This is a genomic window from Paenibacillus rubinfantis (assembly GCF_001486505.1).
GTDB classification, from domain to species: domain Bacteria; phylum Bacillota; class Bacilli; order Paenibacillales; family Paenibacillaceae; genus Fontibacillus; species Fontibacillus rubinfantis.
Map to the genome: position 1 here is coordinate 111,645 of NZ_LN909063.1, position 22,053 is coordinate 133,697.

General features: G+C 50.6%; 26 protein-coding genes and 1 pseudogene. 21 read left to right on the top strand and 6 right to left on the bottom strand.

The window, feature by feature from the left end:
* Window positions 1–8: 8 nt before the first annotated feature.
* Complete coding sequence (locus BN3277_RS05550; RefSeq protein ID WP_059041298.1) at window positions 9–452, top strand: cell wall hydrolase; 444 nt, start codon at window positions 9–11, stop codon at window positions 450–452.
* Between the two features lie 88 nt (window positions 453–540).
* Here BN3277_RS05550 and BN3277_RS05555 read toward each other — a convergent pair whose 3' ends face one another.
* Window positions 541–1,167, bottom strand: coding sequence for a DNA-3-methyladenine glycosylase I (locus BN3277_RS05555; RefSeq protein ID WP_059041299.1), 627 nt, complete (start codon window positions 1,165–1,167; stop codon window positions 541–543).
* A gap of 298 nt (window positions 1,168–1,465) precedes the next feature.
* Here BN3277_RS05555 and BN3277_RS05560 point away from each other — a divergent pair, with 298 nt between their 5' ends.
* From BN3277_RS05560 to BN3277_RS05570, 4 genes are all read left to right on the top strand, one after another.
* A complete protein-coding gene (locus BN3277_RS05560) occupies window positions 1,466–2,017 on the top strand; it encodes a TetR/AcrR family transcriptional regulator (RefSeq protein WP_059041300.1) in 552 nt (183 codons plus the stop codon).
* Between the two features lie 232 nt (window positions 2,018–2,249).
* Window positions 2,250–3,098: an SDR family NAD(P)-dependent oxidoreductase gene (locus BN3277_RS05565; protein WP_059041301.1), complete on the top strand. Its 849-nt coding sequence runs from the start codon at window positions 2,250–2,252 to the stop codon at window positions 3,096–3,098.
* A gap of 22 nt (window positions 3,099–3,120) precedes the next feature.
* On the top strand, window positions 3,121–3,288 hold the full coding sequence (locus BN3277_RS25465) for a hypothetical protein (protein ID WP_157688689.1): 168 nt from the start codon (window positions 3,121–3,123) through the stop codon (window positions 3,286–3,288).
* A gap of 36 nt (window positions 3,289–3,324) precedes the next feature.
* Window positions 3,325–3,648 carry a putative quinol monooxygenase gene (locus tag BN3277_RS05570; protein WP_059041302.1) on the top strand — a complete coding sequence of 108 codons (324 nt, stop codon included), beginning with the start codon at window positions 3,325–3,327 and terminating at the stop codon, window positions 3,646–3,648.
* A 71-nt stretch (window positions 3,649–3,719) separates the two neighbouring features.
* Here the strand turns inward: BN3277_RS05570 and BN3277_RS05575 are convergent, their stop codons facing one another.
* Window positions 3,720–4,604 (bottom strand): SDR family oxidoreductase, encoded by an 885-nt coding sequence (locus tag BN3277_RS05575; protein WP_059041795.1) that lies wholly within the window; start codon window positions 4,602–4,604, stop codon window positions 3,720–3,722.
* Between the two features lie 180 nt (window positions 4,605–4,784).
* Between BN3277_RS05575 and BN3277_RS05580 the strand changes: the two genes are divergently transcribed.
* From BN3277_RS05580 to BN3277_RS05615, 8 genes and pseudogenes are all read left to right on the top strand, one after another.
* The gene (locus tag BN3277_RS05580) at window positions 4,785–5,426 is read left to right on the top strand and encodes a TetR/AcrR family transcriptional regulator (RefSeq protein WP_059041303.1); all 642 of its coding nucleotides are present in this window, start codon (window positions 4,785–4,787) and stop codon (window positions 5,424–5,426) included.
* Window positions 5,427–5,467: 41 nt separating this feature from the next.
* Window positions 5,468–5,701 carry a DUF6953 family protein gene (locus BN3277_RS05585; protein WP_059041304.1) on the top strand — a complete coding sequence of 78 codons (234 nt, stop codon included), beginning with the start codon at window positions 5,468–5,470 and terminating at the stop codon, window positions 5,699–5,701.
* A gap of 35 nt (window positions 5,702–5,736) precedes the next feature.
* Window positions 5,737–6,684 carry a helix-turn-helix transcriptional regulator gene (locus tag BN3277_RS05590; protein ID WP_059041305.1) on the top strand — a complete coding sequence of 316 codons (948 nt, stop codon included), beginning with the start codon at window positions 5,737–5,739 and terminating at the stop codon, window positions 6,682–6,684.
* A 64-nt stretch (window positions 6,685–6,748) separates the two neighbouring features.
* Window positions 6,749–7,153 carry a VOC family protein gene (locus BN3277_RS05595; protein ID WP_059041306.1) on the top strand — a complete coding sequence of 135 codons (405 nt, stop codon included), beginning with the start codon at window positions 6,749–6,751 and terminating at the stop codon, window positions 7,151–7,153.
* 126 nt (window positions 7,154–7,279) lie between these two features.
* A complete protein-coding gene (gene pnuC, locus BN3277_RS05600) occupies window positions 7,280–7,957 on the top strand; it encodes a nicotinamide riboside transporter PnuC (protein WP_059041307.1) in 678 nt (225 codons plus the stop codon).
* Window positions 7,954–8,964: an AAA family ATPase gene (locus BN3277_RS05605; RefSeq protein ID WP_059041308.1), complete on the top strand. Its 1,011-nt coding sequence runs from the start codon at window positions 7,954–7,956 to the stop codon at window positions 8,962–8,964. Before pnuC ends, BN3277_RS05605 begins: the two co-directional genes overlap by 4 nt.
* Before the next feature lie 60 nt (window positions 8,965–9,024).
* Complete coding sequence (locus BN3277_RS05610) at window positions 9,025–9,909, top strand: NUDIX hydrolase (RefSeq protein WP_059041309.1); 885 nt, start codon at window positions 9,025–9,027, stop codon at window positions 9,907–9,909.
* A pseudogene (locus BN3277_RS05615) lies at window positions 9,905–10,215 on the top strand (NADAR family protein); the annotation flags it as partial. The gene BN3277_RS05610 and the pseudogene BN3277_RS05615, both read left to right, overlap by 5 nt.
* 32 nt (window positions 10,216–10,247) lie before the next feature.
* On the opposite strand, the gene BN3277_RS05620 reads toward BN3277_RS05615, so the two are convergent.
* Window positions 10,248–11,630, bottom strand: a complete 1,383-nt coding sequence (locus BN3277_RS05620; RefSeq protein WP_059041310.1) for an SMI1/KNR4 family protein — start codon at window positions 11,628–11,630, stop codon at window positions 10,248–10,250.
* 300 nt (window positions 11,631–11,930) lie between these two features.
* On the opposite strand from BN3277_RS05620, the gene BN3277_RS05625 reads away from it, so the two are divergent.
* Both BN3277_RS05625 and BN3277_RS05630 read left to right on the top strand, forming a co-directional pair.
* Window positions 11,931–12,206 carry an AbrB/MazE/SpoVT family DNA-binding domain-containing protein gene (locus BN3277_RS05625; protein WP_059041311.1) on the top strand — a complete coding sequence of 92 codons (276 nt, stop codon included), beginning with the start codon at window positions 11,931–11,933 and terminating at the stop codon, window positions 12,204–12,206.
* The gene (locus tag BN3277_RS05630; RefSeq protein WP_059041312.1) at window positions 12,207–12,530 is read left to right on the top strand and encodes a type II toxin-antitoxin system PemK/MazF family toxin; all 324 of its coding nucleotides are present in this window, start codon (window positions 12,207–12,209) and stop codon (window positions 12,528–12,530) included.
* Between the two features lie 2 nt (window positions 12,531–12,532).
* On the opposite strand, the gene BN3277_RS05635 is transcribed toward BN3277_RS05630, so the two are convergent.
* Entirely contained in the window at window positions 12,533–13,111 is a 579-nt protein-coding gene (locus BN3277_RS05635; RefSeq protein WP_059041313.1) for a hypothetical protein, read from the bottom strand.
* Between the two features lie 149 nt (window positions 13,112–13,260).
* Between BN3277_RS05635 and BN3277_RS05640 the strand changes: the two genes are divergently transcribed.
* Together BN3277_RS05640 and BN3277_RS05645 are read left to right on the top strand one after the other, a co-directional pair.
* Window positions 13,261–15,729: an S-layer homology domain-containing protein gene (locus tag BN3277_RS05640; protein WP_059041314.1), complete on the top strand. Its 2,469-nt coding sequence runs from the start codon at window positions 13,261–13,263 to the stop codon at window positions 15,727–15,729.
* Window positions 15,702–17,558, top strand: coding sequence for a BTAD domain-containing putative transcriptional regulator (locus BN3277_RS05645; RefSeq protein WP_059041315.1), 1,857 nt, complete (start codon window positions 15,702–15,704; stop codon window positions 17,556–17,558). Before BN3277_RS05640 ends, BN3277_RS05645 begins: the two co-directional genes overlap by 28 nt.
* A 6-nt stretch (window positions 17,559–17,564) precedes the next feature.
* Here the strand turns inward: BN3277_RS05645 and BN3277_RS05650 are convergent, their stop codons facing one another.
* Complete coding sequence (locus BN3277_RS05650) at window positions 17,565–18,152, bottom strand: isochorismatase family protein (protein WP_059041316.1); 588 nt, start codon at window positions 18,150–18,152, stop codon at window positions 17,565–17,567.
* A gap of 148 nt (window positions 18,153–18,300) precedes the next feature.
* On the opposite strand from BN3277_RS05650, the gene BN3277_RS05655 reads away from it, so the two are divergent.
* Together BN3277_RS05655 and BN3277_RS05660 are read left to right on the top strand one after the other, a co-directional pair.
* Window positions 18,301–19,152 carry a helix-turn-helix transcriptional regulator gene (locus tag BN3277_RS05655; protein ID WP_059041317.1) on the top strand — a complete coding sequence of 284 codons (852 nt, stop codon included), beginning with the start codon at window positions 18,301–18,303 and terminating at the stop codon, window positions 19,150–19,152.
* A 139-nt stretch (window positions 19,153–19,291) separates the two neighbouring features.
* Window positions 19,292–19,717 carry a DoxX family protein gene (locus BN3277_RS05660; RefSeq protein WP_059041318.1) on the top strand — a complete coding sequence of 142 codons (426 nt, stop codon included), beginning with the start codon at window positions 19,292–19,294 and terminating at the stop codon, window positions 19,715–19,717.
* Between the two features lie 49 nt (window positions 19,718–19,766).
* Here BN3277_RS05660 and BN3277_RS05665 read toward each other — a convergent pair whose 3' ends face one another.
* On the bottom strand, window positions 19,767–20,138 hold the full coding sequence (locus BN3277_RS05665; RefSeq protein ID WP_059041319.1) for a hypothetical protein: 372 nt from the start codon (window positions 20,136–20,138) through the stop codon (window positions 19,767–19,769).
* 203 nt (window positions 20,139–20,341) lie between these two features.
* On the opposite strand from BN3277_RS05665, the gene BN3277_RS26400 reads away from it, so the two are divergent.
* The gene (locus BN3277_RS26400; protein ID WP_059041320.1) at window positions 20,342–20,734 is read left to right on the top strand and encodes a TetR/AcrR family transcriptional regulator; all 393 of its coding nucleotides are present in this window, start codon (window positions 20,342–20,344) and stop codon (window positions 20,732–20,734) included.
* Window positions 20,735–21,096: 362 nt separating this feature from the next.
* Window positions 21,097–22,050: a quinone oxidoreductase family protein gene (locus tag BN3277_RS05675; protein ID WP_059041796.1), complete on the top strand. Its 954-nt coding sequence runs from the start codon at window positions 21,097–21,099 to the stop codon at window positions 22,048–22,050.
* Window positions 22,051–22,053: the final 3 nt, after the last annotated feature.

Sequence of the window (22,053 nt, forward strand, 5' to 3'; positions counted from 1 at the left end):
GTGAGCAAATGGCAGTCGTAAAATCCAGGCAACAGGATATCGATATGTTGGCAAGGTTGCTCCGCGCTGAGGCGGAGGCCGAAGGCGAAATGGGCATGCTCCATGTTGGAGCTGTGGGAATTAATCGAATCAGAGCGAACTGTTCCGACTTTACAGGAATCCGGACCATTCCCCAAATGATTAACCAGCCGCATGCGTTCGAAGCGCTGCATCATGGGATGTACTATCAAAAAGCAAGAGATAGAGAACGCCGTCTGGCGCAACGGGTTGTGAATGGGGAGCGGAGTTGGCCCGCCAAATTTTCGCTATGGTATTTCCGCCCAGGATCGTATGACAATCCCGGCCCCTGTCCGCCAACTTGGTATAACCAGCCGTTTGTAGGTCGATGGAAGAAACATTGTTTCTATGAACCGACTGCGGAAGAATGCGCAAGTGTATACAGTACGTTTTAAAATTAGTTAGCAAAAAGACAGTTAGGGCACACGGAGTAGCCCTAACTGTCTTTTTTTCAGGGACGGCCTGCGTTTTGCCAGTTGCCGCTTAACGTTTACCCATTGCAGTCCGGGGATGATGAAACTGTTGGCGCGCGAGCTCAACCTCTGCCCTGATGACGCAGTCTTCAACATGATCGTTGAACAACCCCATCGCTTGCATGAAAGCGTACAACGTCGTCGGGCCGACGAATTTCCAGCCTTGCTTTTTGAGCTCTTTCGACAGCGCGATCGATAGCGTCGAAGTGGATGCTGTCTGCGGCTCCGCAAGTTGACTCCGGTCTGGCTCGTATTTCCAGAAGAAGGCGGCCAACGAGCCCTCCCGTTGGACCATCTCTTGCGCCCTCCGTGCATTGTTGATGACCGCCTCGATCTTGCCCGGATGGCGGATGATGCCTTTATTCCCGAGCAGACGATCTAGGTCGCGATCGGTATAGTCCGCGATTCGGTTAAAGTCAAAATCATGGAATGCAGCACGGAAGTTCTCACGTTTCACAAGAATCGTTCGCCAACTCAGGCCCGATTGGAAGCCTTCCAGGCAGATCTTCTCGAATAACCGGCGATCGTCGTCGACCGGGAATCCCCATTCGGTATCGTGATAATCAAGAAATTCCGGGGCGGCGCCGCACCATCTGCAACGCGGTCTGCCGTCTGTTTCTGCAATTATTGTATTCATAGGCTTCCTCCTCATTCGAGTGTGCCAGCAGCGAGCTCAACCAGTCGCACATCTGTTCAACTTCATACCGTATAAACTTCTCGTTCCGAAAAGCTTGTGCCCACGTAGCGACGCCTTAGCTAGGGGCAAGGAGGGGCATCGCAAATTCGTTGGCTTCAGCCTCACTTTGTTACGGCCATCGGCTCATTTAAAATGATCCGCCAATGTTTATAATCATTTCAAGCTTTAGTTATTTAAAAAAACCATACGCACAACCTTCGTCATGGACACCTGTATATAGCACTGCTATAATGGAGCTATGAACACATATGACAAAATATTAGCAGCTGCTCTTCAGGTCCTCGAAGAGGAGGGTGGAGCCCAATTTTCGACTCGAGCCGTAACTGCGATCGCGCAAGTTTCCGCTCCTACGCTCTATCACCATTTTGGTAATGCCGATGGACTCCTGAGTGCAGCTATAGTGGAAGCGTTCAAGCAATTATTTGAAAGTAAGATTACCGCTGTGGAGTCCACCGTTCCTGAGGTGGCTCTACGGCAAGGATGGGATGACTATGTCCGCTTTGCGGCTGCCCGTCCTCGGATTTATGCGGCGATGATGGGGCGGTTGCTCGAGGGCGCTCATATCGAGGCGGCGGATCAGTCGTACCAAGTACTAGTGCAAAATGTTCGCAGAGTTGCCGACGAAGGCAAATTGGCTGTGTCAACGCAGGCTGCGGCAGATCTAGTCTGGGCTTCTGCCAATACAGCCTCTTGGTTGTATGTAACGGCCCAAACCCGCAAAGTACCTCCACCCCAGCCCGAAGTTGTTGATCTCATTCGAGAAAGCGTAATGCAGATCATTTTGAAGTGAAGCTTTAAAAAATAAGGAAGCATAAGAAGGATCGTCTATCTAACCTGGAACTTCAGGAGGAGGGCGATCTTTTTTATGTTAAGTGGATGCGAGCATAACATCCCATGAAATTGCTTTGTTCGAAAAATAAAAATATAGCACCGCTATAGACAACAGAGTATAGCGGTGCTATAATCCGTGTATAGCAGTGCTATAGAGGGGTCCGTATCTTATCAAACCTAGGAGGGTTACTATGTCATTCCAAACTCAAGGATTGGTCGTCGTTACAGGAACGTCGAGCGGCATCGGTAGGGCTACCGCAGAGCAGCTTGCCGCTGAAGGATTTCATGTTTTAGCTGGGGTTCGTCGTCAGGAAGACGCCAACAAAATCAAACGCAAAAATATAGAGCCGGTGATCGTCGATGTTACCCAGGTCGACACACTAAAGGCGCTGGCCGAACGGGTGGAGCAAGATCCGCTTGGTCGCCCTTTGAGGGCAGTGGTCAACAATGCCGGCATCGCCGTTAATGCACCCCTTGAGATGGTTCCCCTCGATGAGTTTCGCCGTCAGATCGAAGTCAGCGTGATCGGGCAGGTCGCGGTTATTCAGGCGCTTACCCCGGCCTTGCTGAATAGCGGCGGGCGCGTGGTCAATATCGGTTCGCTTGGGGGCAAGGTCTCCATGCCCGGCTTCGGAATTTATTCGGCTGCAAAGTATGCGATGGAAGCCATCAATGACAGTCTCCGCAGGGAGATGTCCTCGTTTGGCCTCAAGGTCATCATGATCACACCGGGTGGTGTCAGCACGGGCCTATCGGAGCAAGGGATTGCGACAGCGGAGCGGTTGGCCAAGTTAATGACGCCGGACCAGCATAGGCGCCATGATCGTCTTTTTGACGCCGTGAAGGCTCAGGCCGAAGCATGGGCAACAGACGGTATTCGCCCTGAGAAGGTGGCGGCAGTGGTTTCACGAGCAATCCACATCAATAAGCCGCGCACCCGCTATACAGTCGGTCGTGATTCGGCCCTGCTGACCCGACTGGTCCGTATTCTCCCAGACAAACTTCTCGATCGGATGCTCCGCAGCCAGATGAACCTGTAGTAACGGGAGGACCAATGATGTCATGTCAGCGTTGACGGGCGCAGGCTTTGATGACTCACTTGAGGATACGGTTGCTATTATGGACGCCATGAAGCGGTATCCGAATTCAATCGCAAAAGCTTGGGATCAATCCCAAACGCGCCGTTTAAATGTGGTTCGTCATAATGTTCTTGCGGACCAAGGGCTTTAATCGAAAAATACTATTGATAAATTTGGAGGAATTCGCATGAACGATACGAAGAACCGTTACGTTACCGTACTCTGGGAGGCGAGAGCTAAGGCGGGGAGAGAAGCCGAGATGAAGGCATTCATGACTGCTGCTGTCACCCCGTCGCGCAACGACCAGGGCAACATTGACTATGAGGCTCACGAGGTAGAGGGCCAGCCTGGCACATTCATCATCTACGAGCGCTGGGAAAACCAGGATGCTCTGGATCGGCATTTAAACGCCCCGCGAATGCAGGAACTGGTCCCCCAGCTCTTGGAGCTGATGGAGGGATCCATTGAGGAAGGGATTCGGATCCTGCAGCCGTTCCGCCCAACGCGGTAAAATTGAATACGGGGCAGGAACGACTAATAAATAAGGAAGCTCGCTGTCACTGCAGCGATCTTCCTTATTTCCTATTTGTTGAAGTAGTGGCCCTGTTCAAGGTCTGAGATCAGCGCAGGGTGCACCGGCTGCCATCCTAAGCGTTCGCGGGTCAACGCACTTGACGCGGGATTATCCGTGGAAGCGGCAAAGGAGAGCCACCCGAAGTGAGCGGCTGCCTCTTCAGAGGTGATGCTGAGTACCGGCAGGTTTAGGTGACGACCGATGATTCCGGCAATATCCCGGAAGGGCACTCCCTCGTCGGCGACCCCGTGATAGACAGCTCCCGAGTCGCCCTTTTCAAGCGCCAGTCTGAAAAGACGAGCGGCATCCAACTGATGTACGGCAGGCCACCGGTTGGAACCATCCCCTATATAGGCCGAAACCCCTTTTTGGCGTGCGATCCCGATGAGCGTTGGTACGAAGCCCTGCTCGCCCTCCCCATGTACGGAAGGTGCCAGACGGACGACCGAGGATCGTACTCCGTGCTCCGCCAGCGCCAGCGCGGCCTCCTCAGAGCGTCGCGGTGTAGATTGCGTTGACGCTTGTTCTTCCGTCCCGAGGATTCCCGGTGTAAGCATCAACGTGCCCGAGGTGGCCACGAAGGGTTTCCCGGTGCCTTGAAGCGCCGCTCCCATGGCCTCGATGGCCAAACGGTCAGCCGCTGCAGCCGCCTCAAAGCTGGCGAAATCGTGTTTGAAGGCCAAATGAATGACCCCGTCCGCGGATCCGGCGCCTTCTCGCAAGCTGTTAAGGTCATCGAGGTCGCCTTTGTGCACTTCGGCACCGGCTGCTATCAACGCGGCGACGGACTTATCCGAACGGGCAAGTCCCACCACCTGATGCCCCGCATTGAGAAGTTCACGTACGACGGCAGAACCGATAAACCCCGTTGCTCCAGTTACAAATACACGCATCATATCCATCCTTTCACCTCAAAGGCATGATTAGTTACAGGACCGATTATACGACAAGAAATTTGTAAAGTAAACTAAATTAACTAAATTAGTTAAGTTAATTAAATCAGTTAATATCATTTGTCGTTCCACCGATTTTGCTATACTATGGTGAAGTAAGCATCAAAGGAGGCTTAAGTCTTGAGAAAACCGTTGAGTGCAAATCACTATATGAATAAAATTAAGCCGATCGTTCGAAAAACCAGGTTTAGCCAATTGAGAATCGACGATATCGCTAAATATATGGATATTAGTAAGGTGACGCTGTATAAGCATTTTTCATCCAAAGAGGAGATCATCGAACAGGTGGTCAACTATGAAGTGGAATACTTGCAGCAGGCGGATCTCGTGGTCCATGATGTTTCTCTTCCTTTTGTAGATCGCTTTCAACAAACCTTTCTGCAGTCGTTGCTGTGCGTTGTTTATATCTCGGACTTGTTCCTGCAAGATCTCAAGGACTTTTATCCGATGCTGTACGATAAGCTGATTATGGCCCAGCAAAATCGAAATAAAAGTTTGCAGCATTTTTTTGAAGCCGGAATGGACCAGAAGGTGTTTAACCGAATGAATGCCGTGCTGTCCTTGGTGCAAGATGACGCCACCCTGCGGCGCATTATGGAACCGACCTTTAGTATTCAATGGGTGGATCTCACTTTGAAACAGGCCATTATTGAATACTATAAGATGAAGAAGTATCAAATGATTCGGCCGGAACATCTGGAAACGATAGATGACGCTAATCTTGAAAGTCAGGTTGTGGAAATTCTACAAACGATCTCGTGACCGCAATGATGCGGATGCGTAATGGAAAGGATCAGAATCTTATGGAAACCGCGCAGGATGTGGCAGAATGGATGGTCAAGGAAATCAGATTTACGGGGACGCTATACCAGACAGATGCGATCGAATATGTAAAGACCCATTTCGGCGAACAATTCGTATTCGTGAATGACAATGGAAATGCATCGCTGTCGAAAGAGGTGAAAAAGGCTTTTCGCAAGCTCCACGGCGGCAGAATCGCTTGGGACCGCGACGGATTTTTTTGGGCTTGGACCTGATTCAACATGCCATATTTGTTACAAGGGAGCCGTACATGAACAAAACAGATCGGTTGTTAGCCATCGTGCTGGAGCTGCAAGGCAGGCGAGTGGTACGTGCTGAGGATTTGGCAGCACAATTTGAAACCAGCGTGAGGACCATCTATCGCGATATTCAGGCGCTTAGTGAAGCAGGCGTTCCGATTGCAGGTACTCCAGGCACAGGGTATTCCTTAATGGAGGGATATTTCCTGCCCCCGATCCGTTTTACCATCGAGGAAGCTGTGACCTTGCTGATTGGAATGGATTTTGTCGAGCAACGATTTGATGATGCCTATCGGGATAGAGCTATTGGGGCTAGGAAAAAAATTGAGGTTACGCTATCAGACAGTGTCCGCCGCGAGACCTCCCGGATCCGCAAGTCGCTGCGTTTGCTCCCTCCTGGCAAACGCCCAGCTTCGTCAAACGAAAGGGAGAATCTCGATAAGATCCGCCGAGCACTACTCGATGGGCGAAAGATCCGTTTTCATTATTCGAAAGGTATTCCGGATTCCACAGGAAGCCGCCATAGCGAACGTACCGTCGCTCCCTATGGCCTTGTTCTTGTTGAAGGGTCTTGGATGCTTGTGGCCCGGTGTGACCTCCGTCAAGACATTCGCCATTTCCGGTTGTCCCGGATGGCTGAACTGATTGAACTAGATGAACGATTTGAGCTTCCGGAGCATTTTGATATAGGGGAGTATACCCCTGTTGACGATCGTCAATTGCGGGTATGCCTTCGGTTTAACCCTGATCTTGCAGCTAAAGTGAAGGAAACGAACTACCACTTCGTAGAGGACATGAAAGAGCATCCAGAAGGATTGGATGTGGTCTTACGCGTACGCCAGCCGGATGAATTGCTGACCTGGGTGCTTGGCTGGGGAGCGGACGTCCTGGTATTGGAACCTGAATCCTTTCGAGATCGGATTCGGGAGGAAGCCCAAAAAATGCTAAACCGCTACTGACATGATGTTGTCAGTAGCGGTTTTTTATAATGGTGGAAATCGAAACTAGGAAGGATGATATCTTGTGAATTTCGCTTCGGTACGCATGATTACAGACAACGTGGATCGTCTCGTCGAGTTCTATGAGAACGTTACGGGGGTGTCGGCAGAACGACCCGCTCCCGTTTTTGCCGAGTTCGTCTTGCCTTCATGCACCCTTGCCATCGGCCACACCCAGACGACGCAGCTATTCGGTGCCGATTCCGCTGTGGGGGCCCATAATCGCACGGTCATTCTGGAGTTCCGCGTCGCTGATGTCGAGGCCGAATATGTGCGCTTGAAGGCAGTTGTCGAGGATTGGGTAAAGGAGCCAACCACGATGCCGTGGGGGAACCGTTCGATGCTGTTCCGCGATCCCGACGGCAACTTGCTTAACTTCTTTCAGCCGGTTACCGAGGATGCGATGAAACGGTTTAGTGGTAGATCCTAAAAAACCAAGCCTGGGATGGGAATTTTTACTTGCCTTTCCCAGGCTTTTCTGTTATTTTGATAGTAACAAAATGTTATTAACAGTATGTTACTAAGTTTTGCGAGGTACAAAACGGAGGGATGCAACTTGAAAAGGGTTGTGGGTGGCTGGAATTTATTTGAGATCGTTTGGTTGCTGTTGTTTTCCTCGATCGCGGTCGGGTTTACGGTGATTTCCAAGGACTCTTTATTTGGATTTACGGTTTTTATAACCGGGGTGTTATGCGTCGTGCTGGCGGCGAAGGGCAACCTGATGAGTTATGTGTTTGGGATGTACAATACGGTAGGGTACGCTTATTTGGCTTATACCAACGGGTTGTTTGGAGAGGTGATGCTGAACGTGTTGTTCTTCGTGCCGATGAACGTGATTGGTTTCCTGATGTGGAGAAAAAACCGCCCAGGCGGCAAGCTAACCATGCGTCAGCTGGACTTTCGAGGTCTGCTCCTCGTTGGGGGGATTTGTGTGGTAGGTTGTTTGCTACTAGGCTTTGGCCTTTCGTTTATTCCGGGACAGAACTCACCTTATATTGATGCCACGACGACGGTGTTGTCGATTGTGGCTACCTTCTTAATGGTGAATCGATTTAAAGAACAATGGCTGGTTTATATTGTGTTAAACCTGTTTACGGTGCTGTTGTGGGCGATCCGGATGATGGAGGGCAGCAGCGAAGGTTTGCTGATGATCGTGATGTGGAGTGCGTATCTGGTTAACGCGGGTTACGGCTACTATATCTGGAACAAAGGGGTTAAGGAGGTAGCAGCATGAAAAAGCTAGGATTAACGCTGGGGAAGTTTGCCCCGCTGCATAAAGGGCATCAGTTCATGATCGAAACGGCGCTGCAGGAGGTTGATGAACTGATCGTGGTCATCTATGAGACGACGGTGACGCCAATTCCGCTGCAGATCCGGGCCAACTGGATCCGTCAGCTGTATCCGGAAGTCCGGGTGATCGAAGCCTGGGATGGTCCGGACGGGTATTCGGATGACCGAGAGCATGAGATTCGGGAAGAGCAGTATATCCTTGGTTTGCTGAATGGCGAGCAAGTGACGCATTTTTACTCGAGCGAGTTTTATGGTAAACATATGAGCCTCGCTTTAGGGGCGACCGACCGGCGGGTCGACGAAGCCCGCAAGCGGGTTCCGATCTCGGCAACGATGGTCCGTTCCGACCCCTATAAGTACAGGGAGTTTGTAAGTGATCTCGTGTACCGGGACTTGATCACGAAAGTGGTCTTTGTGGGCGCGATGTCGACGGGGAAGTCGACGATCACCGAAGCGCTGGCGCAGCGGTATCACACGACCTTCGCCAGCGAATACGGGCGCGATTATTGGGCCGAGCATCAGGTGGACCGCAGAATCAGCCTAGAAGCGTTCGATGAAATCGCGGTAGGCCACATCGAGCGGGAGGCGGCGGCATTGCTTGAGGCAAACCGATACCTGTTCGTCGATACGAATGCGATTACTACGTATATGTACGCCCTGGATTACCACGGCCGTGCCCCCGAGTTATTAACCCGGTTGGCTCTGGAGAATGCGCAGCGCTACGACCTGTTCTTCTTATGCGACGACGACATTCCCTATGATGACACCTGGGACCGCAGCGGGGATCAGAAGCGGCATGTTTTTCACAAACAGATTATTGCGGACTTGAAGGCCCGGCGGATTCCTTACCTTACGCTGCGGGGCAGCCTTGAGGAGCGTATGCGCAAAGTCGACGAGGTGCTGGCAAAATTCGAGCCTTATCAGAACTATTTCGGGGAGTTACACGGTTAGGATGAGGTGTAAGGTAAAGAGCTAAGTTCAGAAATGATACAAAACAAGGAGGCACTCCCATTGGATTTGTTGGATCGGGACGGACGGACGGAACGCGAATTTTTGGAGCAATATCGGGTAGGGGATTACGAGCGGCCTTCGGTGGCCGCGGATATGGTGATTTTTACGGTTACGGACCAGGAGGCGGACAGTTACCGCAAATTACCGGATAAAGAGCTCCGCATGTTGCTCATTCGCCGGGGAGGCCACCCTTTCCTGGGCAAATGGGCGTTGCCTGGCGGCTTTGTTCGGCCCGATGAGACGACGGAGCAAGCTGCGGCGAGGGAACTACGCGAGGAAACCGGCGTGGACGACGTGTATTTGGAGCAGTTATATACGTTCAGTGATATCGGGCGAGACCCTCGAACTTGGGTTATCAGCTGCAGCTACATGGCGCTGATTAACAGCGACAAGTTGGAGCTTAAGGCAGGGGACGATGCGGCCGACGCCGCTTGGTTCACGGTATCCTACCGGCTGCTGCGGGAGCAGAAAGAGCTGATGGAGGATGGATACGTCAAGACCCAAGAGTATGAACTCAAGCTGCGCGGGGAAGAGGAGCTTACGGCGATCGTGGCAAGGACATTGACAGTAACGCCTACATCTACGAGCACGGATTATCAAATCGTATCGAATGACGGATTGGCCTTCGACCATGCCAAAATTATTGCACGCGCGATCGAGCGGTTGCGGGGAAAAGTGAACTATACGGATATCGTGTTGAACTTGATGCCCAAGCTGTTTACTCTGACGGAACTTCAACAGGTTTATGAGGTGATTTTGGATAAAGAGCTGTTGAAGGCGGCTTTTCGCCGTAAGGTGGTTGATCTCGTGCAGGAGACGGATGATTACACCGAAAATATGGGACATCGGCCCTCTCGCTTGTATCGAAGAAAACTGGAGGAGTAAGCACCCCAAAGAGAGAAGGCTTATGGGCGTGCAGTCCGAAACTTTGACGAGGATACTTGGGGCAAGGAATGCTACCGCATCGTCAAAAAGGCCAGCTTGGCCAAGTTTTCGCAGAATCCGGAGCTTGGCGAGTATCTCAAGTCGACGAAGAACCGCATCCTCGTCGAAGCCAGCCCACGGGACCGGATTTGGGGGATCGGCATGGGCCAATCCCATCCGGATGCGGAGAATCCCATGAAGTGGCGAGGCCGGAACCTGCTAGGGTTCGCGTTGACCGAAGCGCGGGATGAGTTGTGGCAAAGATAGTTTTTATTGCCTCGTATTATGCAGAACCACCCCTAGACTTGGTTTATCGTCTCCATAATTTCCGCAACATACGAATCGGTAAACCGAATCACCCCATGATCCTGCACAATCCGCTTTTCTTTTCTGCGGACCTCAAGCCAATCGGTAATGAAGGAGGGCCCATATCCACCTTGGCCAAACTCCTTGCCAAACGCAATGATGTTCGGATAGGCAGCCACATACTGATCGCGGGTGGTGTCAGGATACGACATCGTATATAACCAGAACTGTACATCATACATGACATACGATAATTCATCCGCATGAAACGCAAAACCGCCTTTCGCTTCGACAATCTGGGTACAGATCTTGCGGATCTTCTGCTCCAGCTGTTCCACTTCGGTTACCCGGGAGCACAGCTCTTCAAGTAGAGGAGAGAAGGCGCCATGGGCTACTTTCTCCAGAGCATTGGCTTTGTCTTCCGCGGAAGTATCGTATTCTTCATCGTTTACCAGGCCTTTCACAAAGGCTTCAAAATTGTCCGCCAGAAAGGTAATCTCATAGTCGTCTTCTTGATCGACATGGACGACTTCAGGTTCGCCGTCTCTGCCGCAAGCCCGATAGTCTAACATAACGACATCATGACCGGCCGAAGGGCAATCACAGATGACCACGCCAATGTCAGGATATCCCCAGTCTTCGATCATAAATGGGCTGCCGAGGTCTCCGCACAGGGAGTAGCTTTTCTCTCGGCCAATGCCCATTATTCCTGTAATGGCGATGTGATCCTCAGCCCAAGAGGTGGGTTCCTCGGTGGGGAAATTGGTGTTCTTTGGCACTCCGCCATTCCGATGCTTCATCAGCTCAATATAAGAGGAGGGCAGCTTGTAGCCCAGCTCTTGCTCGATCGATGAAATGAGCTCATCCGTAGGGGGGGCAGACTGGTAAGCATCGCGGGCATACCCGCTGTCTTCCCAGAAATCAGCTAACCAGGCATCGGAAAAATCCCCCCTTTTCTTGGCTGAATCGCCTTGTTTTATGGAAGCTGCCTTTTGGGCGAGCCGAAGCTGTTCCCTTTTTTGCTTCTCCGCTTTTTGAAGGCTCCAATACAAAAAGGACTCCGTACGTTGATCACCGGGCTCTAACTGATCCGCTTTGCGGAAAGCTTGGGCCGCGTCCTCATATCGTTTTAAATAGTAAAGAGCATAGCCAACCCGATAATGCCAGAGGGCATCCTGGTTGCCCGCCTCAGAAATGGTATCGAAATGGGCGAGAGCCTCCTCGTAAAGCCCCAAATTGTTATAAGCTCTGCCCAGCTCGCCGATCGATTCATAGTCCCGTTCTTCTTCAGGAATGGCTAGAAGGGTATCGACGATTTGCTGATGTTCGTCCGCTTCGTACCATTCGTTGATTTGATCCAGAAGATGTTGTTCCATAACTACCTCCCAATGAACTAGAAATTAACTGTATAGGTAGCTTGTGCCTCCAACCTATAAAATAGTAACATTTAGATAGGAGAGATTCTAGAATTTTTCGAACAGAGAGAAAAGGGAAGGAAACCGGATGAAGAGAACAAGTGCCTTGCTCTCAGCAATTTGGTGTTTTTGGTTCCCGTTCTACTTTTGTTATCAAACCGAAATCGATATCAGGAGAAATACGATGTTTAACTGCTGGAGGTATCATTTTCGAACCGGATGTATATACTGGTATATACGAGAAACCGGGAGTGTGATAAGATGAAGGCACGAAATCGAAAAGGAGGGGAACTCTCCATGTCGACGACCATACAGAAGTGGGGCAACAGCCTTGGCATTCGCATTCCCAGCCATATCGCTGAACAAATTGCGGTCGGGCAAGGTTCCGAAGTTGATTTGGTTGTTAGTGAGGACCACACCCTTGTTGTGATCCCCAAGAAGAAAAAGCCGACACTAGAAGAGTTGTTGGCCCAATGCAAGCCAGAAAATCGCCACGAGGAGATTGATTTCGGTGTGGAAGGGAAGGAACTGTTGTAGATGTGTGCAGATCGAGGAGATTTAGTATGGATCAATTTTAATCCCCAAGCAGGTCATGAACAAGCCGGGAGAAGGTCTGCCATCGTGCTGTCACCTAGAGCATTTAATGAAACGACGGGCTTTGTTTCGGTTTGTCCAATCACTCACACCGTTAGAGGGTGGGGATTTGAGGTTCCCTTACCGGACGGTTTGGCTTTTCAAGGGGTTATTTTAACGGATCAGATTAAAAACCTCGATTGGCGTGCTCGACGTATTGATGTGGTGGGAAAAGTCCCTGATGAAGTAATCAATGAGTGTTTACACAAAATCCACACATTTCTATAAGCTTACTTCAAGCTTTCGATGGCTCTGCTTAGAACCGTATCCCATGGCCGAGATTCAATGCATCTTATTCCCTTCCGTTTACAGGTATCCGCGATCCATTCTCCATACGCAATACTTACCTCCGCTCTAAAATGTTGTAGTTCGCCGCCCTCTCTCGCTAAATAATTCTGCACGATTTGGTTTTGGTCCGGTTCATGAACGAAGATGGATTTGATCTCCGGGTGATCCAGTGAAGAGATCCGTTCGGGGTGAATAAAGTCGCCTTCAATGATAATCGGTAATTGATCTTCGATGTGCCGGTCGGCAAGTGCTTTGAGTACGGGAGACATCTCTTTACTTACCTCCATTAGCCAGTTGACATGACCTTCAACTCCAACCTCATGCCACTTGACTCCAGAGTCCCAGTAATGGATTACGGGAAAATGCTCCTTTGTGGTTACCGCTTTTACGGAGAGGTGGATATCATCTACCTCCAAAACATTTACGCCATAGAATCGGGCCATATCATAAGCGAGGCTTGATTTGCCTATTCCGGACGCTCCACCAATAAATAAAACGGTCCAGGTTCTACCTGTATTCATTTTTCCAACCTCATTCCATAGTATTTATTTATAAATAGTTCGACTTGGATTCACGGTTCACCTCTCTCTCCCTGTTGAGTATTTGTTAAGTCGGGTTCTGGTATATTCATGCAAGAAACTAGAATCAAACGAAAAGGGAGGTGAATCCAATGAAGACGAAAATAATGGGGCTATTGATGGCGGTTCTGCTGTGCTTTCAACCTGTGGTCAGCCATGCGGATAGCTCAACACCATCGGTCAACACGAAGACTACAGCCAACTTCAATGACCTGAAGGATCTAGATGCTGCAACGAAGGAGAAGTTCGATGCGATGATCTCTGCCGGGATATTTGAGGGGGTGGCTGAGGGCAATTTTGGTCTCAAGGATGAGATGAATCGAGCGCAGTTTGCTAAAGTTGCTGCGTTGATTTTCGGTTTGCAAGTGGACACGAGCTTAAAGACGTCTTCGTTCAAAGATGTGAAATCAGACGATCCTGCAAACGGATATGCATTGCCGTTCATCGAGGCGGTAAAAGAGGCTGGAATCACGAAGGGCACTGGCCCAGGGGTGTTTAACCCTGGAGGTGAAGTAACAAAGGAGCAACTCGCGACGTTCCTGATTCGTGGACTCGGCAAAGAAAAGGAAGCACAGAGAACGCCGGGAGTCGATGATTCTACGGTATCTGACTGGGCCAAAAATTATGTTGCGCTTGCGTTGGAATTGAAATTGATGTCGAACGGAGAGGATGGTGTGTTTGGCGGATCAAGAGCGGCAACGCGTGACTTGCTTGTTCTAGGTTCTTATGAAGCCAAACAAGAGTATGATTCTTCCCAAGGGTCGACGGGGGAGGGACAGGATAACGGAAGCTTGACACCAACACCACCAACATCACCAACATCGTCTACGGGAACTCCTCCCGTAAGTTCGCCGGTCGAAACGACGCTTAGTATCGTAAATGCGAGACAAACCGGAGCGAAGACATTTTACGTCCAGTTCAGCAAGTACGCTGACCCTGCCACTGTTCGTTTATCCGTCACACGAAACGGCTCTCCAATAGCGGTTCAGACTACTGCGGATCAGGCAAACGGTTATAAACTGACCTTTGCTGAGAATGTGCAGGAAGGGCAGTACATGGTGACGGCAGGTTATACGAGTTCGTCCACAGTCATAGGTTCAGTTCCTGTGGATGCGGTCGCTGAGAGGGTTGCCCGGATTGATTTTGCTAGCTCTTCGGACACGATAGCCAAAGGTTCGCGAATCGGAATTCCGGTGAAGGCGATCAATCAGTTCGGTGAAACGCTATTCAATTATTCCGAATTTGTAGTCCTAAGTGGGGTTCCTGCGACAATAGATCCCAATCGTGGGTTGGTCGTTGTAGACACATCGTCGGAATCTTTGCTACCGGGGATTTCCATGGTTTCGATTACCTTGTTGGATAACGACAGTCATGTCACAGCTAGTAAGAATTTCAAAGTCGGATCCCCACAGTATGCTATGAAAGTTGAATTCCAAGGTTCGCTTCGCGGCATGAAGGGACAAGAAGTGCCGCAAGCGGAGTGGGGACAATCTTATCATGTAAACTTCGATCTCAAGGACCAATATGGGAATCTGATGATGTTTCCATTGCCTTCCGGAGCAGCTTCGGTTGCGCCAATCCTGACTCCCTATTCAACCAGCATCTCCGTCGGAGCGTTAGGAGAGGCCCCTGTCAGTGAGCCTGGTAGTTTCTCATTGCCGATCACGTTTGATCCGACAAGTTTGGAAGGCGCGAATCATTATACCTTAACGCTGGGCATAGGTGGGGGTTTTTCAAGTGTAACCTTCCCTGTGGTTGATTCAGAGGTACAGGTGATTCAAAGGATGGAAATCAAAGGCTCCATTCGGGATGCAACCGGGCAAGAAGTGACGCAAGTCTCCTGGCCCAATGATTATCATTTGAATTTTGACGTATATGATCAAAATGATCAGGTGATGTCCCTGTCGGCTCTGTCCTCTGCGCTATCGTCAAGACAATCCCAGATGAACTTTACAATTACACCGGAGGAGATCTCCCTCGGTTCAGTGGAGGCTGCGCTTCCCATCGAGCCGGGTGCTCTCTCGTTGCCGTTCACCATTAAAACTCCGGAGAGAGCGGGTAACGTTAACTTAGAGATTTCCATCATTACCATGCTTGAGAAGTACCAGTTTAATCAAAATCTGAACGTGCCTATTCAAATCGTGGTCCAACCTAAGGTAGCGATGCCTACGCTCACTCAGACCGATGGCGGCGGCATGGTCCTGGTTATGCTAAGCACAACAACGCCCGATGCCACGATCTATTACACGGAGGACGGTGTTCATGATCCGTCGACAAATCCGCAAACGGACCCGTACACTGTTATGTACAACGGCCCTTTTTATGTCCCGAGCGGCACTTGGATCAAAGCGATCGCGGTCAAAGATGGCTCGCTGAATAGCGACATCATGACGGAGCAGGTTACGCTGGCTCCAAGTATGGAATTTTCAGTAACTGACCTGGTGTATATCGGGGAGGAAGCATCCGGGATGGTTCTGAAGGTTGTATTTAGTAAACCAGTTGATCCGACTTCGGCAGAATCGGGAGCCTACCTATGGTGGAACTGCTCTACTTCCATATGATGATCACAATGCGGCGTTGGAATGAAGTCCCAAGCAAGGTGGAGCAGGCTCGTATCCGATATGAGGCCATGCGGGAGCATATGGACGAGCTGCATTGGAGAACCTTGATGGGCAATATCTATATTTTGTGTGCTACCTCCGCTTTTATCGAGCGAGATTTACCGCGTGTAAAGCACTTCTTCATCCTCGCTGATCAGTATATCCCTATAGACAGCTTCTCCCATCAGATGGGACGCAACCGTCATTATGGAGTTGAGGAGTTTGATGATCATTTAGGCTATTTAGACGACTACCATGGGGCCTTGGAGTTGTTCATTGAACTGCTTGCGCATTGGAAAGATCAGCAGGACCACCCGTTTGGAGAATCGATGCATGCCTCGTATAGCAAACTGCTGTACGAGTGGAATCGTCTGGACGAAGCACAAGCATGGATTCGTCCGTTATTGAATCCGAATCGACACTCCTCCAATCCGCGCAGCTTGTATCATCTTTATGTGAGCGCTGCGAGAATCCAGCAGGCGCAGGGGTTCCCGGAACGGGCTATCGCGCTTCTGGATGAGTTGAAACTGCGCATCCATTCTCCCGATTATTCCGTGTTCCTGCGGAAAATCGAGTCCGAACAGGCAAGTCTGTCCGTGCGCGGGGGAAACCTCGAATATGGGACACAATGGCTGGAACGGTGCGGGATGACCGCTGCGGATGACGTGTCGCTCGACAACGTGTTTGAACAGGTGAACCTCGTGCGTGTGCTAGCGGCATGCAGCCGGACAAGGGAAGCAAGCCTGCTTGCTGAGCGGCTTTATCCGTTATTGGAGAGGGAGGGGCGTCTGCGGGATCGGATTCAGATTCTGATCGTTCAGAGCGTGTCGTTCTATCGATCCGGGCAGGAGGAGCTTGCCCTGATGCGGCTGGATGCCGCCTTGCACCTAGCCGAGCCGCAAAGTTTCAATCGCAGCTTTCTAGATGAGGGGGCTATCATGGAAGAGCTTCTCTCCGCTTATCAGAAAACCTTCCTTAATAGCGACACGCCCCGAGTTTCCGAGTATGTCAAGGAGCTGCTCTGCGCATTACGGAATAAGCACGCACCGTCGGCTGCTCCTGTGCTAGCGCACATTAACGATTATGGCGGGTTTCGTATACGGCCGCTTGTTGAGAGTGTCGGGGAAGTAAAATGGCGGACGGCGAAGACAGAGGAGCTTATGGCTTTGCTGGCACACCATCGCGGGGAGCCGGTGGACAAAAATGAAATCTTGGATAACCTGTGGCCGGAAGCCGACATGGAACAAGGGTTCAAGCTGCTGCATACGACTGTACATTATTTGCGCAAAAATTTGCAGGAAGCAGGATTCGGCAATATCGTTAGCTTTGCGAGAGGTAGTTATCGGCTCGATATGACGCATTTATCAACCGATCACGATACCTTTCGGAGACAGCTGTCGGAGGAGCTCCCGCAGGGGGGAGAAGCGCTGAAAGATTATGAGGCGCAGCTTCATCGGGTGTATCGAGCCGGTTATCTTGCGGGGAAGGATTATGTGTGGGCCGAGAGCGATCGGAATCTGATGATGGAAGAATATATTCGTCTACTACTGCAAATTCAGGAGCGATATGTACAGGAGCACCGTTTGACCGAGGCGGCGGAATCCCTCCGAATGGCGATATCGATTGACCCTTTGAACGAAGAGGTTCATGAGAAGCTGATTCACGTTTACCTGTTATCCGACAACCGGATTGCCGCGAGGCAACAATATGAGCTTCTTCGGGATATGCTGCATTCGGAGTTTGATGCGGAGCCGCGAGAGGAGATTACCCGGCGCATTTTGTCGGTGTAGGGGGTTCTACTTCTCTTCTAAGATTTCTTCAGTTGTGCGAATCCGGCCGATCCTCGGGAAAATGACATTCCGGACATGCTCATGCTCGGCCTCGGTGAACCCGGTCATCGCATCGATGGCAAAAACAAGCTGATACCCATGCTGAAATGCCTCTCTGGCGGTGGTGTCCACACCGATCCCTGAGGCGATGCCGCAGAGAGCGATCGTATCGATGTTTCGGCGGCGAAGCTGCAGATCCAGGTCGGTCCCGTGAAAAGCTCCCCATTGTTTTTTAGTGATGATATGGTCGGTCTCCGTCACACCAAGCTCGGGAACCAACTCATCCCAGCCTTCGATCAAGTTCAGTTTCGGCGGTGTGCTATCAAGCAGGGGGGAAGGCATATCTTTAAAGTCTTTACTGGATACGCGGACGAAAGTTACGAAAGCCCCCTTGTTCCGGAAGTGATGGGCCAGTTTGGCCGCATTGGCAATGACCATCTCGGCGGAATAAGGTGCATACGAAGAGCCGATCCATTTTTGCAGGTCGATGACAACCAGCGAAGTCTTGCTCCAATCCAAGGTCGTTGCTCTATCTCCATTCTTCAAGTGATTCATATAGATGTTCCTCCTTTGGGTAAGGTAGTGGGCTTTATGCAATGAAGACAACATCAGTATATAATCGTTGGTATAGAATAACGAGAGAGGGAATGATCCTAGGAGTGGGACTCCCTGATTACAAGAGCTGGCGGAGAGAAGGGGTAAGATGCAGGAAGAGCGCGAAAAGGCCCGGCAATTAGCGGAATTTCTCCGTACCCGGCGGGCCGCTCTAACTCCCGAGCAGGTAGGTTTGCCTTCCGGGGAAAGACGGCGGACACCGGGTCTTCGGAGGGCAGAGGTTGCCATGCTTGCGGGCATTAGTGTGGACTGGTACACCTGGCTGGAGCAAGGGAGAGAGATTCAAGTATCCACTCAAGTGTTGGATAGCCTGTCCCGTGCACTGCGATTAAACGACATTGAGCGAAAACATCTCTTCTTGCTGGCGGCGGGACATTTGCCCCCAAATCAATATTCACCGCAGCAGAACGTCAGCCGGCTCCTGCAGGAATTTTTGGACCGACAGGGGGAAAGCCCTGCTTTTGTGGTTAATTCAAGGTGGGATGTCATCGCCTGGAACCAGGCCGCGCGGCTTGTTTATGGAGATTATGAAGCCATGTCGGCCAGAGAGCGAAATTCCTTATGGCGCCTTTTCACGACGAATCAGGCCAAGCAACTGCTGGCTGACGGCTGGGAAACGAACGCCAAGCTTCGGCTGGCCCAGTTTCGGACGAATTATGCCAATCATGTCGGGGATCCTTGGTGGGAACAGTTTATTGAGGATCTGCACCAGCAAAGTGAGAAGTTTCGGGAATGGTGGCCGTTGCATCATGTAATTGATGTACCGGAAGGGGAAAAGCGGCTTTATCATCCCCTGGCGGGTTCCCTTCGTTTTGGCCATCTTTCCTTCCAGGCGTTAGACTCGGTGGACCTCCAAGTTACTGTCAATATTCCCTTGGATCCATCCACAACAGATAAAATGAAGAAACTTTGTTCTAAATCGCCATCTTCTCAAGCATGAAGGCATCCAAACGGATGCCTTTTTCATTTTGCTAGCGGGCCTTTTAAACCGTATCATGTTTTGACATGATTCCTCGTTATGATTAACCCATCAAGGTGAAGCAAGGGAACGAATGCCTGAAATCAAAGGAGGAAAAGAAATGAATACGATGATTGGAAATGAAAATATGACGAAGGTAGAGGTCCGCAGTTCGAGGGGAAGGAAGGTGGCTTATTGGGCCGTCACCCTATTACTGGCCTTCTCTATTACGTTAAGCGGCATCGGGCAATTGATGCGAATGGGCGGGAATATCGACTTAGTGACCGATATTGGCTTTCCGTTATACGTGACGAATATTCTCGGAGCTTGGAAATTGCTTGGTGTAATTGCAATTGTTCTGCCGGGTTTGCCTAGACTCAAGGAATGGGCTTATAGCGGGATCTTTTTTCTAATGACGGGTGCGGCCTTGTCCCATGTGTTCGCAAATGATTATGGCGATTACGGTTTTCATGTGATTCTCCCCCTTTTTTATGCCGCGCTGGGCGTGGCCTCCTGGGCATTACGCCCGAAGAGCAGAAGAATGTAGACGGAGATACCCAACAGCTAGCCCAATGAGTCTGGTAGTGATACCGGGCTCATTTTTCCTTTGAAATAAACGCCTCTACGTTATTTTCCCGAATGTCGATGCCCGGATCAGAATGATCCGATTCGACCAGTCTGATATAGAAAGGCTTTTCCTTGGGAACCCCTCCAATAAGCAGGGAATAGCCCTCCTCCAGCTCATAGCGCAGGATATACAGGCCGCTGCCGACCTCCGTGCTGTCATACCTTTCAAAATCCCTCCAAGATAGATCTTGTCCTTGATGAGAGAGTTCGATCACTTTATCTAATGTCAACTTCTCTTGTGGATGTGAAGTGGAATTGTTCTTAACCTGCGCACACGATGTCAATGTAACCATGATGATGATGAATAAACCCAACCAAGTTATTCTTTTCTTCATCCTCATGTTCCAACTTCTCCTAACTCTTGAAAATGCGCTGCTTCTTTCTCGGCCCGAGGTCTTACGAATATTATATTGCAACACTTTTAACGTTTGAAGTGGGTTGGCCCATAGCTATAGTATAATTAGCTTAGGAGTATTTAAAGGAAGGGGCATGAACGTGGGCAAGAACGAAGGCCTTTGATACGAATGAGATTCTGCATAAAGCCATGTATGTTTTTGGGGATCGTGGTTATGAAGGCACCTCGCTGCCCCATTTGGTTACAGGGCTGGGCATTGCCCGCCAAAGTATATACGATACGTACGGAACGAAGTGGGATCTCTTCTTCGCCGCGGTTAAGCATTATATGGATCAGAAAAATCAGGAACTGCAGCAGCATCGCGAAGGCCCGGGGCCGATTGCTGATAAGGTGGAGCTTGTATTCACAACGATCATTAAAGTCCTGATGGAGGTGGACATTCGGGATCTGGCCCGGTTTCTGGTGCATGAGCGGATCGCCTTAATCACGTCAGCCAAACTGGGGATGGATGAGCCGCAACTGCGGGGTATCTTGCAGATGGTCCTGCGGGTCTTTCGGACGTTAAAAGGCACGAATCGGTAAAATGTATATCCATTGAACCTAAAAAAGGCTCTTCCGGTCATCTCAACGATGATGAGGGAGAGCCTTTTAGGCTTAGTTTACAGGAACTGTAGCTGGAAATGAGGCTTTATGCGCCGTTATAAATTGCTCCAGCGAACGCGGAGCTCGCCCGGTTACACGAAGCACAGTGTCCGTGACCTGGTCCTCCAAACCTTCGAGGCGAATGCGGACATCCATTTCGGACAGGGTTTTGGTATATTTTGCCCTAAGAAGAGGCACCCCAACCTGGATCCAATAAATATGTGCAAAATGCACGTATAATGTGTTATACTCAATTGTGTGCAAAACGCACATAATTTGAGTGAGAGAAGGGTGAAATGAAGATGAGAGCCGCTATTGTAAAGGAGAAAGGAACACCCCCGGTACTGGGGCATTTTGATTCCCCTGTTGGAACAGAGGGGCACGTGGTCGTGAATGTATCGGCAGCTGCCTTAAGTCGAGTGAGCAAGTTCCGTTCAATGGGCATGCATTATTCCTCTGAAGGTCACTTTCCCAATGTGGCTGGAATGGATGGCGTAGGAACCTTGGAAGATGGGACTCGCGTTTATTTTGCGATGCCTACCGCACCATTTGGCAGTTTGGCGGAACAAACCCTGGTGAGTGAAAGGCTGCTGATCCGTTTGCCGGACGGACTCAATGAGGGGACCGCGGCCGCGATCGCTAACCCGGCGATGTCTTCTTGGGCGGCGCTGGTATATCGAGTGGGCTTCCAATCCGGCCAAACGGTGTTGATTAATGGAGCCACCGGGGCATCGGGCAGCTTAGCGGTTCAGATTGCGAAGGGTCTGGGCGCCAAGAAGATCATCGTCACCGGGCGCAATGCATCGAAGCTACAGGCGCTGGAAGCCGATGTCACCATCTCCTTTGATATGACCGCAGAGGACGGGCAGCAGCATTTTGAACAAACCCTCATACCGGCGATGGCTGACGGCGTGGATGTGGTATTGGATTACCTTTGGGGCGACAGCGCTGTCGCCATCCTGTCCGCGCTTGCGAAGACCCCTACGGAACGGGCAACTCGCTTTGTGAGCATTGGAACTGCATCCGGCCAAGAAGAACTTCCGTTGCCTTCCGCCATATTGCGCGCTTCGACAATTGAATTGGTAGGCAGCGGCGGGAAAAGTGTGTCAAAAGCAGAGATGTTATCCGCGGTGAAGGGGGTTTTTGACATGGCCGCCGAGGGGGAATTAACCATTGCCACGGCGGAGTTTGGTTTAGAGGAGATCGAAGCGGCATGGGACGCGCCGTTGACGCCCCGCCCGGTAGTTAAGCTATAATAC

What these genes read in the sequence shown, in the direction of transcription:
- BN3277_RS05655 (WP_059041317.1), top strand. Translation starts at nt 18,301, where the DNA reads ATGCAGGAAGAGCGCGAAAAGGCCCGGCAATTAGCGGAATTTCTCCGT.
- BN3277_RS05630 (WP_059041312.1), top strand. Translation starts at nt 12,207, where the DNA reads ATGTGTGCAGATCGAGGAGATTTAGTATGGATCAATTTTAATCCCCAA.
- BN3277_RS05640 (WP_059041314.1), top strand. Translation starts at nt 13,261, where the DNA reads ATGAAGACGAAAATAATGGGGCTATTGATGGCGGTTCTGCTGTGCTTT.
- BN3277_RS05625 (WP_059041311.1), top strand. Translation starts at nt 11,931, where the DNA reads ATGAAGGCACGAAATCGAAAAGGAGGGGAACTCTCCATGTCGACGACC.
- BN3277_RS05565 (WP_059041301.1), top strand. Translation starts at nt 2,250, where the DNA reads ATGTCATTCCAAACTCAAGGATTGGTCGTCGTTACAGGAACGTCGAGC.
- BN3277_RS05590 (WP_059041305.1), top strand. Translation starts at nt 5,737, where the DNA reads ATGAACAAAACAGATCGGTTGTTAGCCATCGTGCTGGAGCTGCAAGGC.
- BN3277_RS05585 (WP_059041304.1), top strand. Translation starts at nt 5,468, where the DNA reads ATGGAAACCGCGCAGGATGTGGCAGAATGGATGGTCAAGGAAATCAGA.
- BN3277_RS05650 (WP_059041316.1), bottom strand. Translation starts at nt 18,152, where the DNA reads ATGAATCACTTGAAGAATGGAGATAGAGCAACGACCTTGGATTGGAGC.
- BN3277_RS05660 (WP_059041318.1), top strand. Translation starts at nt 19,292, where the DNA reads ATGAATACGATGATTGGAAATGAAAATATGACGAAGGTAGAGGTCCGC.
- BN3277_RS05550 (WP_059041298.1), top strand. Translation starts at nt 9, where the DNA reads ATGGCAGTCGTAAAATCCAGGCAACAGGATATCGATATGTTGGCAAGG.
- BN3277_RS05665 (WP_059041319.1), bottom strand. Translation starts at nt 20,138, where the DNA reads ATGAGGATGAAGAAAAGAATAACTTGGTTGGGTTTATTCATCATCATC.
- BN3277_RS05555 (WP_059041299.1), bottom strand. Translation starts at nt 1,167, where the DNA reads ATGAATACAATAATTGCAGAAACAGACGGCAGACCGCGTTGCAGATGG.
- BN3277_RS05620 (WP_059041310.1), bottom strand. Translation starts at nt 11,630, where the DNA reads ATGGAACAACATCTTCTGGATCAAATCAACGAATGGTACGAAGCGGAC.
- BN3277_RS05575 (WP_059041795.1), bottom strand. Translation starts at nt 4,604, where the DNA reads ATGCGTGTATTTGTAACTGGAGCAACGGGGTTTATCGGTTCTGCCGTC.
- BN3277_RS05560 (WP_059041300.1), top strand. Translation starts at nt 1,466, where the DNA reads ATGAACACATATGACAAAATATTAGCAGCTGCTCTTCAGGTCCTCGAA.
- BN3277_RS05645 (WP_059041315.1), top strand. Translation starts at nt 15,702, where the DNA reads ATGGTGGAACTGCTCTACTTCCATATGATGATCACAATGCGGCGTTGG.
- BN3277_RS05570 (WP_059041302.1), top strand. Translation starts at nt 3,325, where the DNA reads ATGAACGATACGAAGAACCGTTACGTTACCGTACTCTGGGAGGCGAGA.
- BN3277_RS26400 (WP_059041320.1), top strand. Translation starts at nt 20,342, where the DNA reads ATGTATGTTTTTGGGGATCGTGGTTATGAAGGCACCTCGCTGCCCCAT.
- BN3277_RS05635 (WP_059041313.1), bottom strand. Translation starts at nt 13,111, where the DNA reads ATGAATACAGGTAGAACCTGGACCGTTTTATTTATTGGTGGAGCGTCC.
- BN3277_RS05675 (WP_059041796.1), top strand. Translation starts at nt 21,097, where the DNA reads ATGAGAGCCGCTATTGTAAAGGAGAAAGGAACACCCCCGGTACTGGGG.
- BN3277_RS25465 (WP_157688689.1), top strand. Translation starts at nt 3,121, where the DNA reads ATGTCAGCGTTGACGGGCGCAGGCTTTGATGACTCACTTGAGGATACG.
- BN3277_RS05605 (WP_059041308.1), top strand. Translation starts at nt 7,954, where the DNA reads ATGAAAAAGCTAGGATTAACGCTGGGGAAGTTTGCCCCGCTGCATAAA.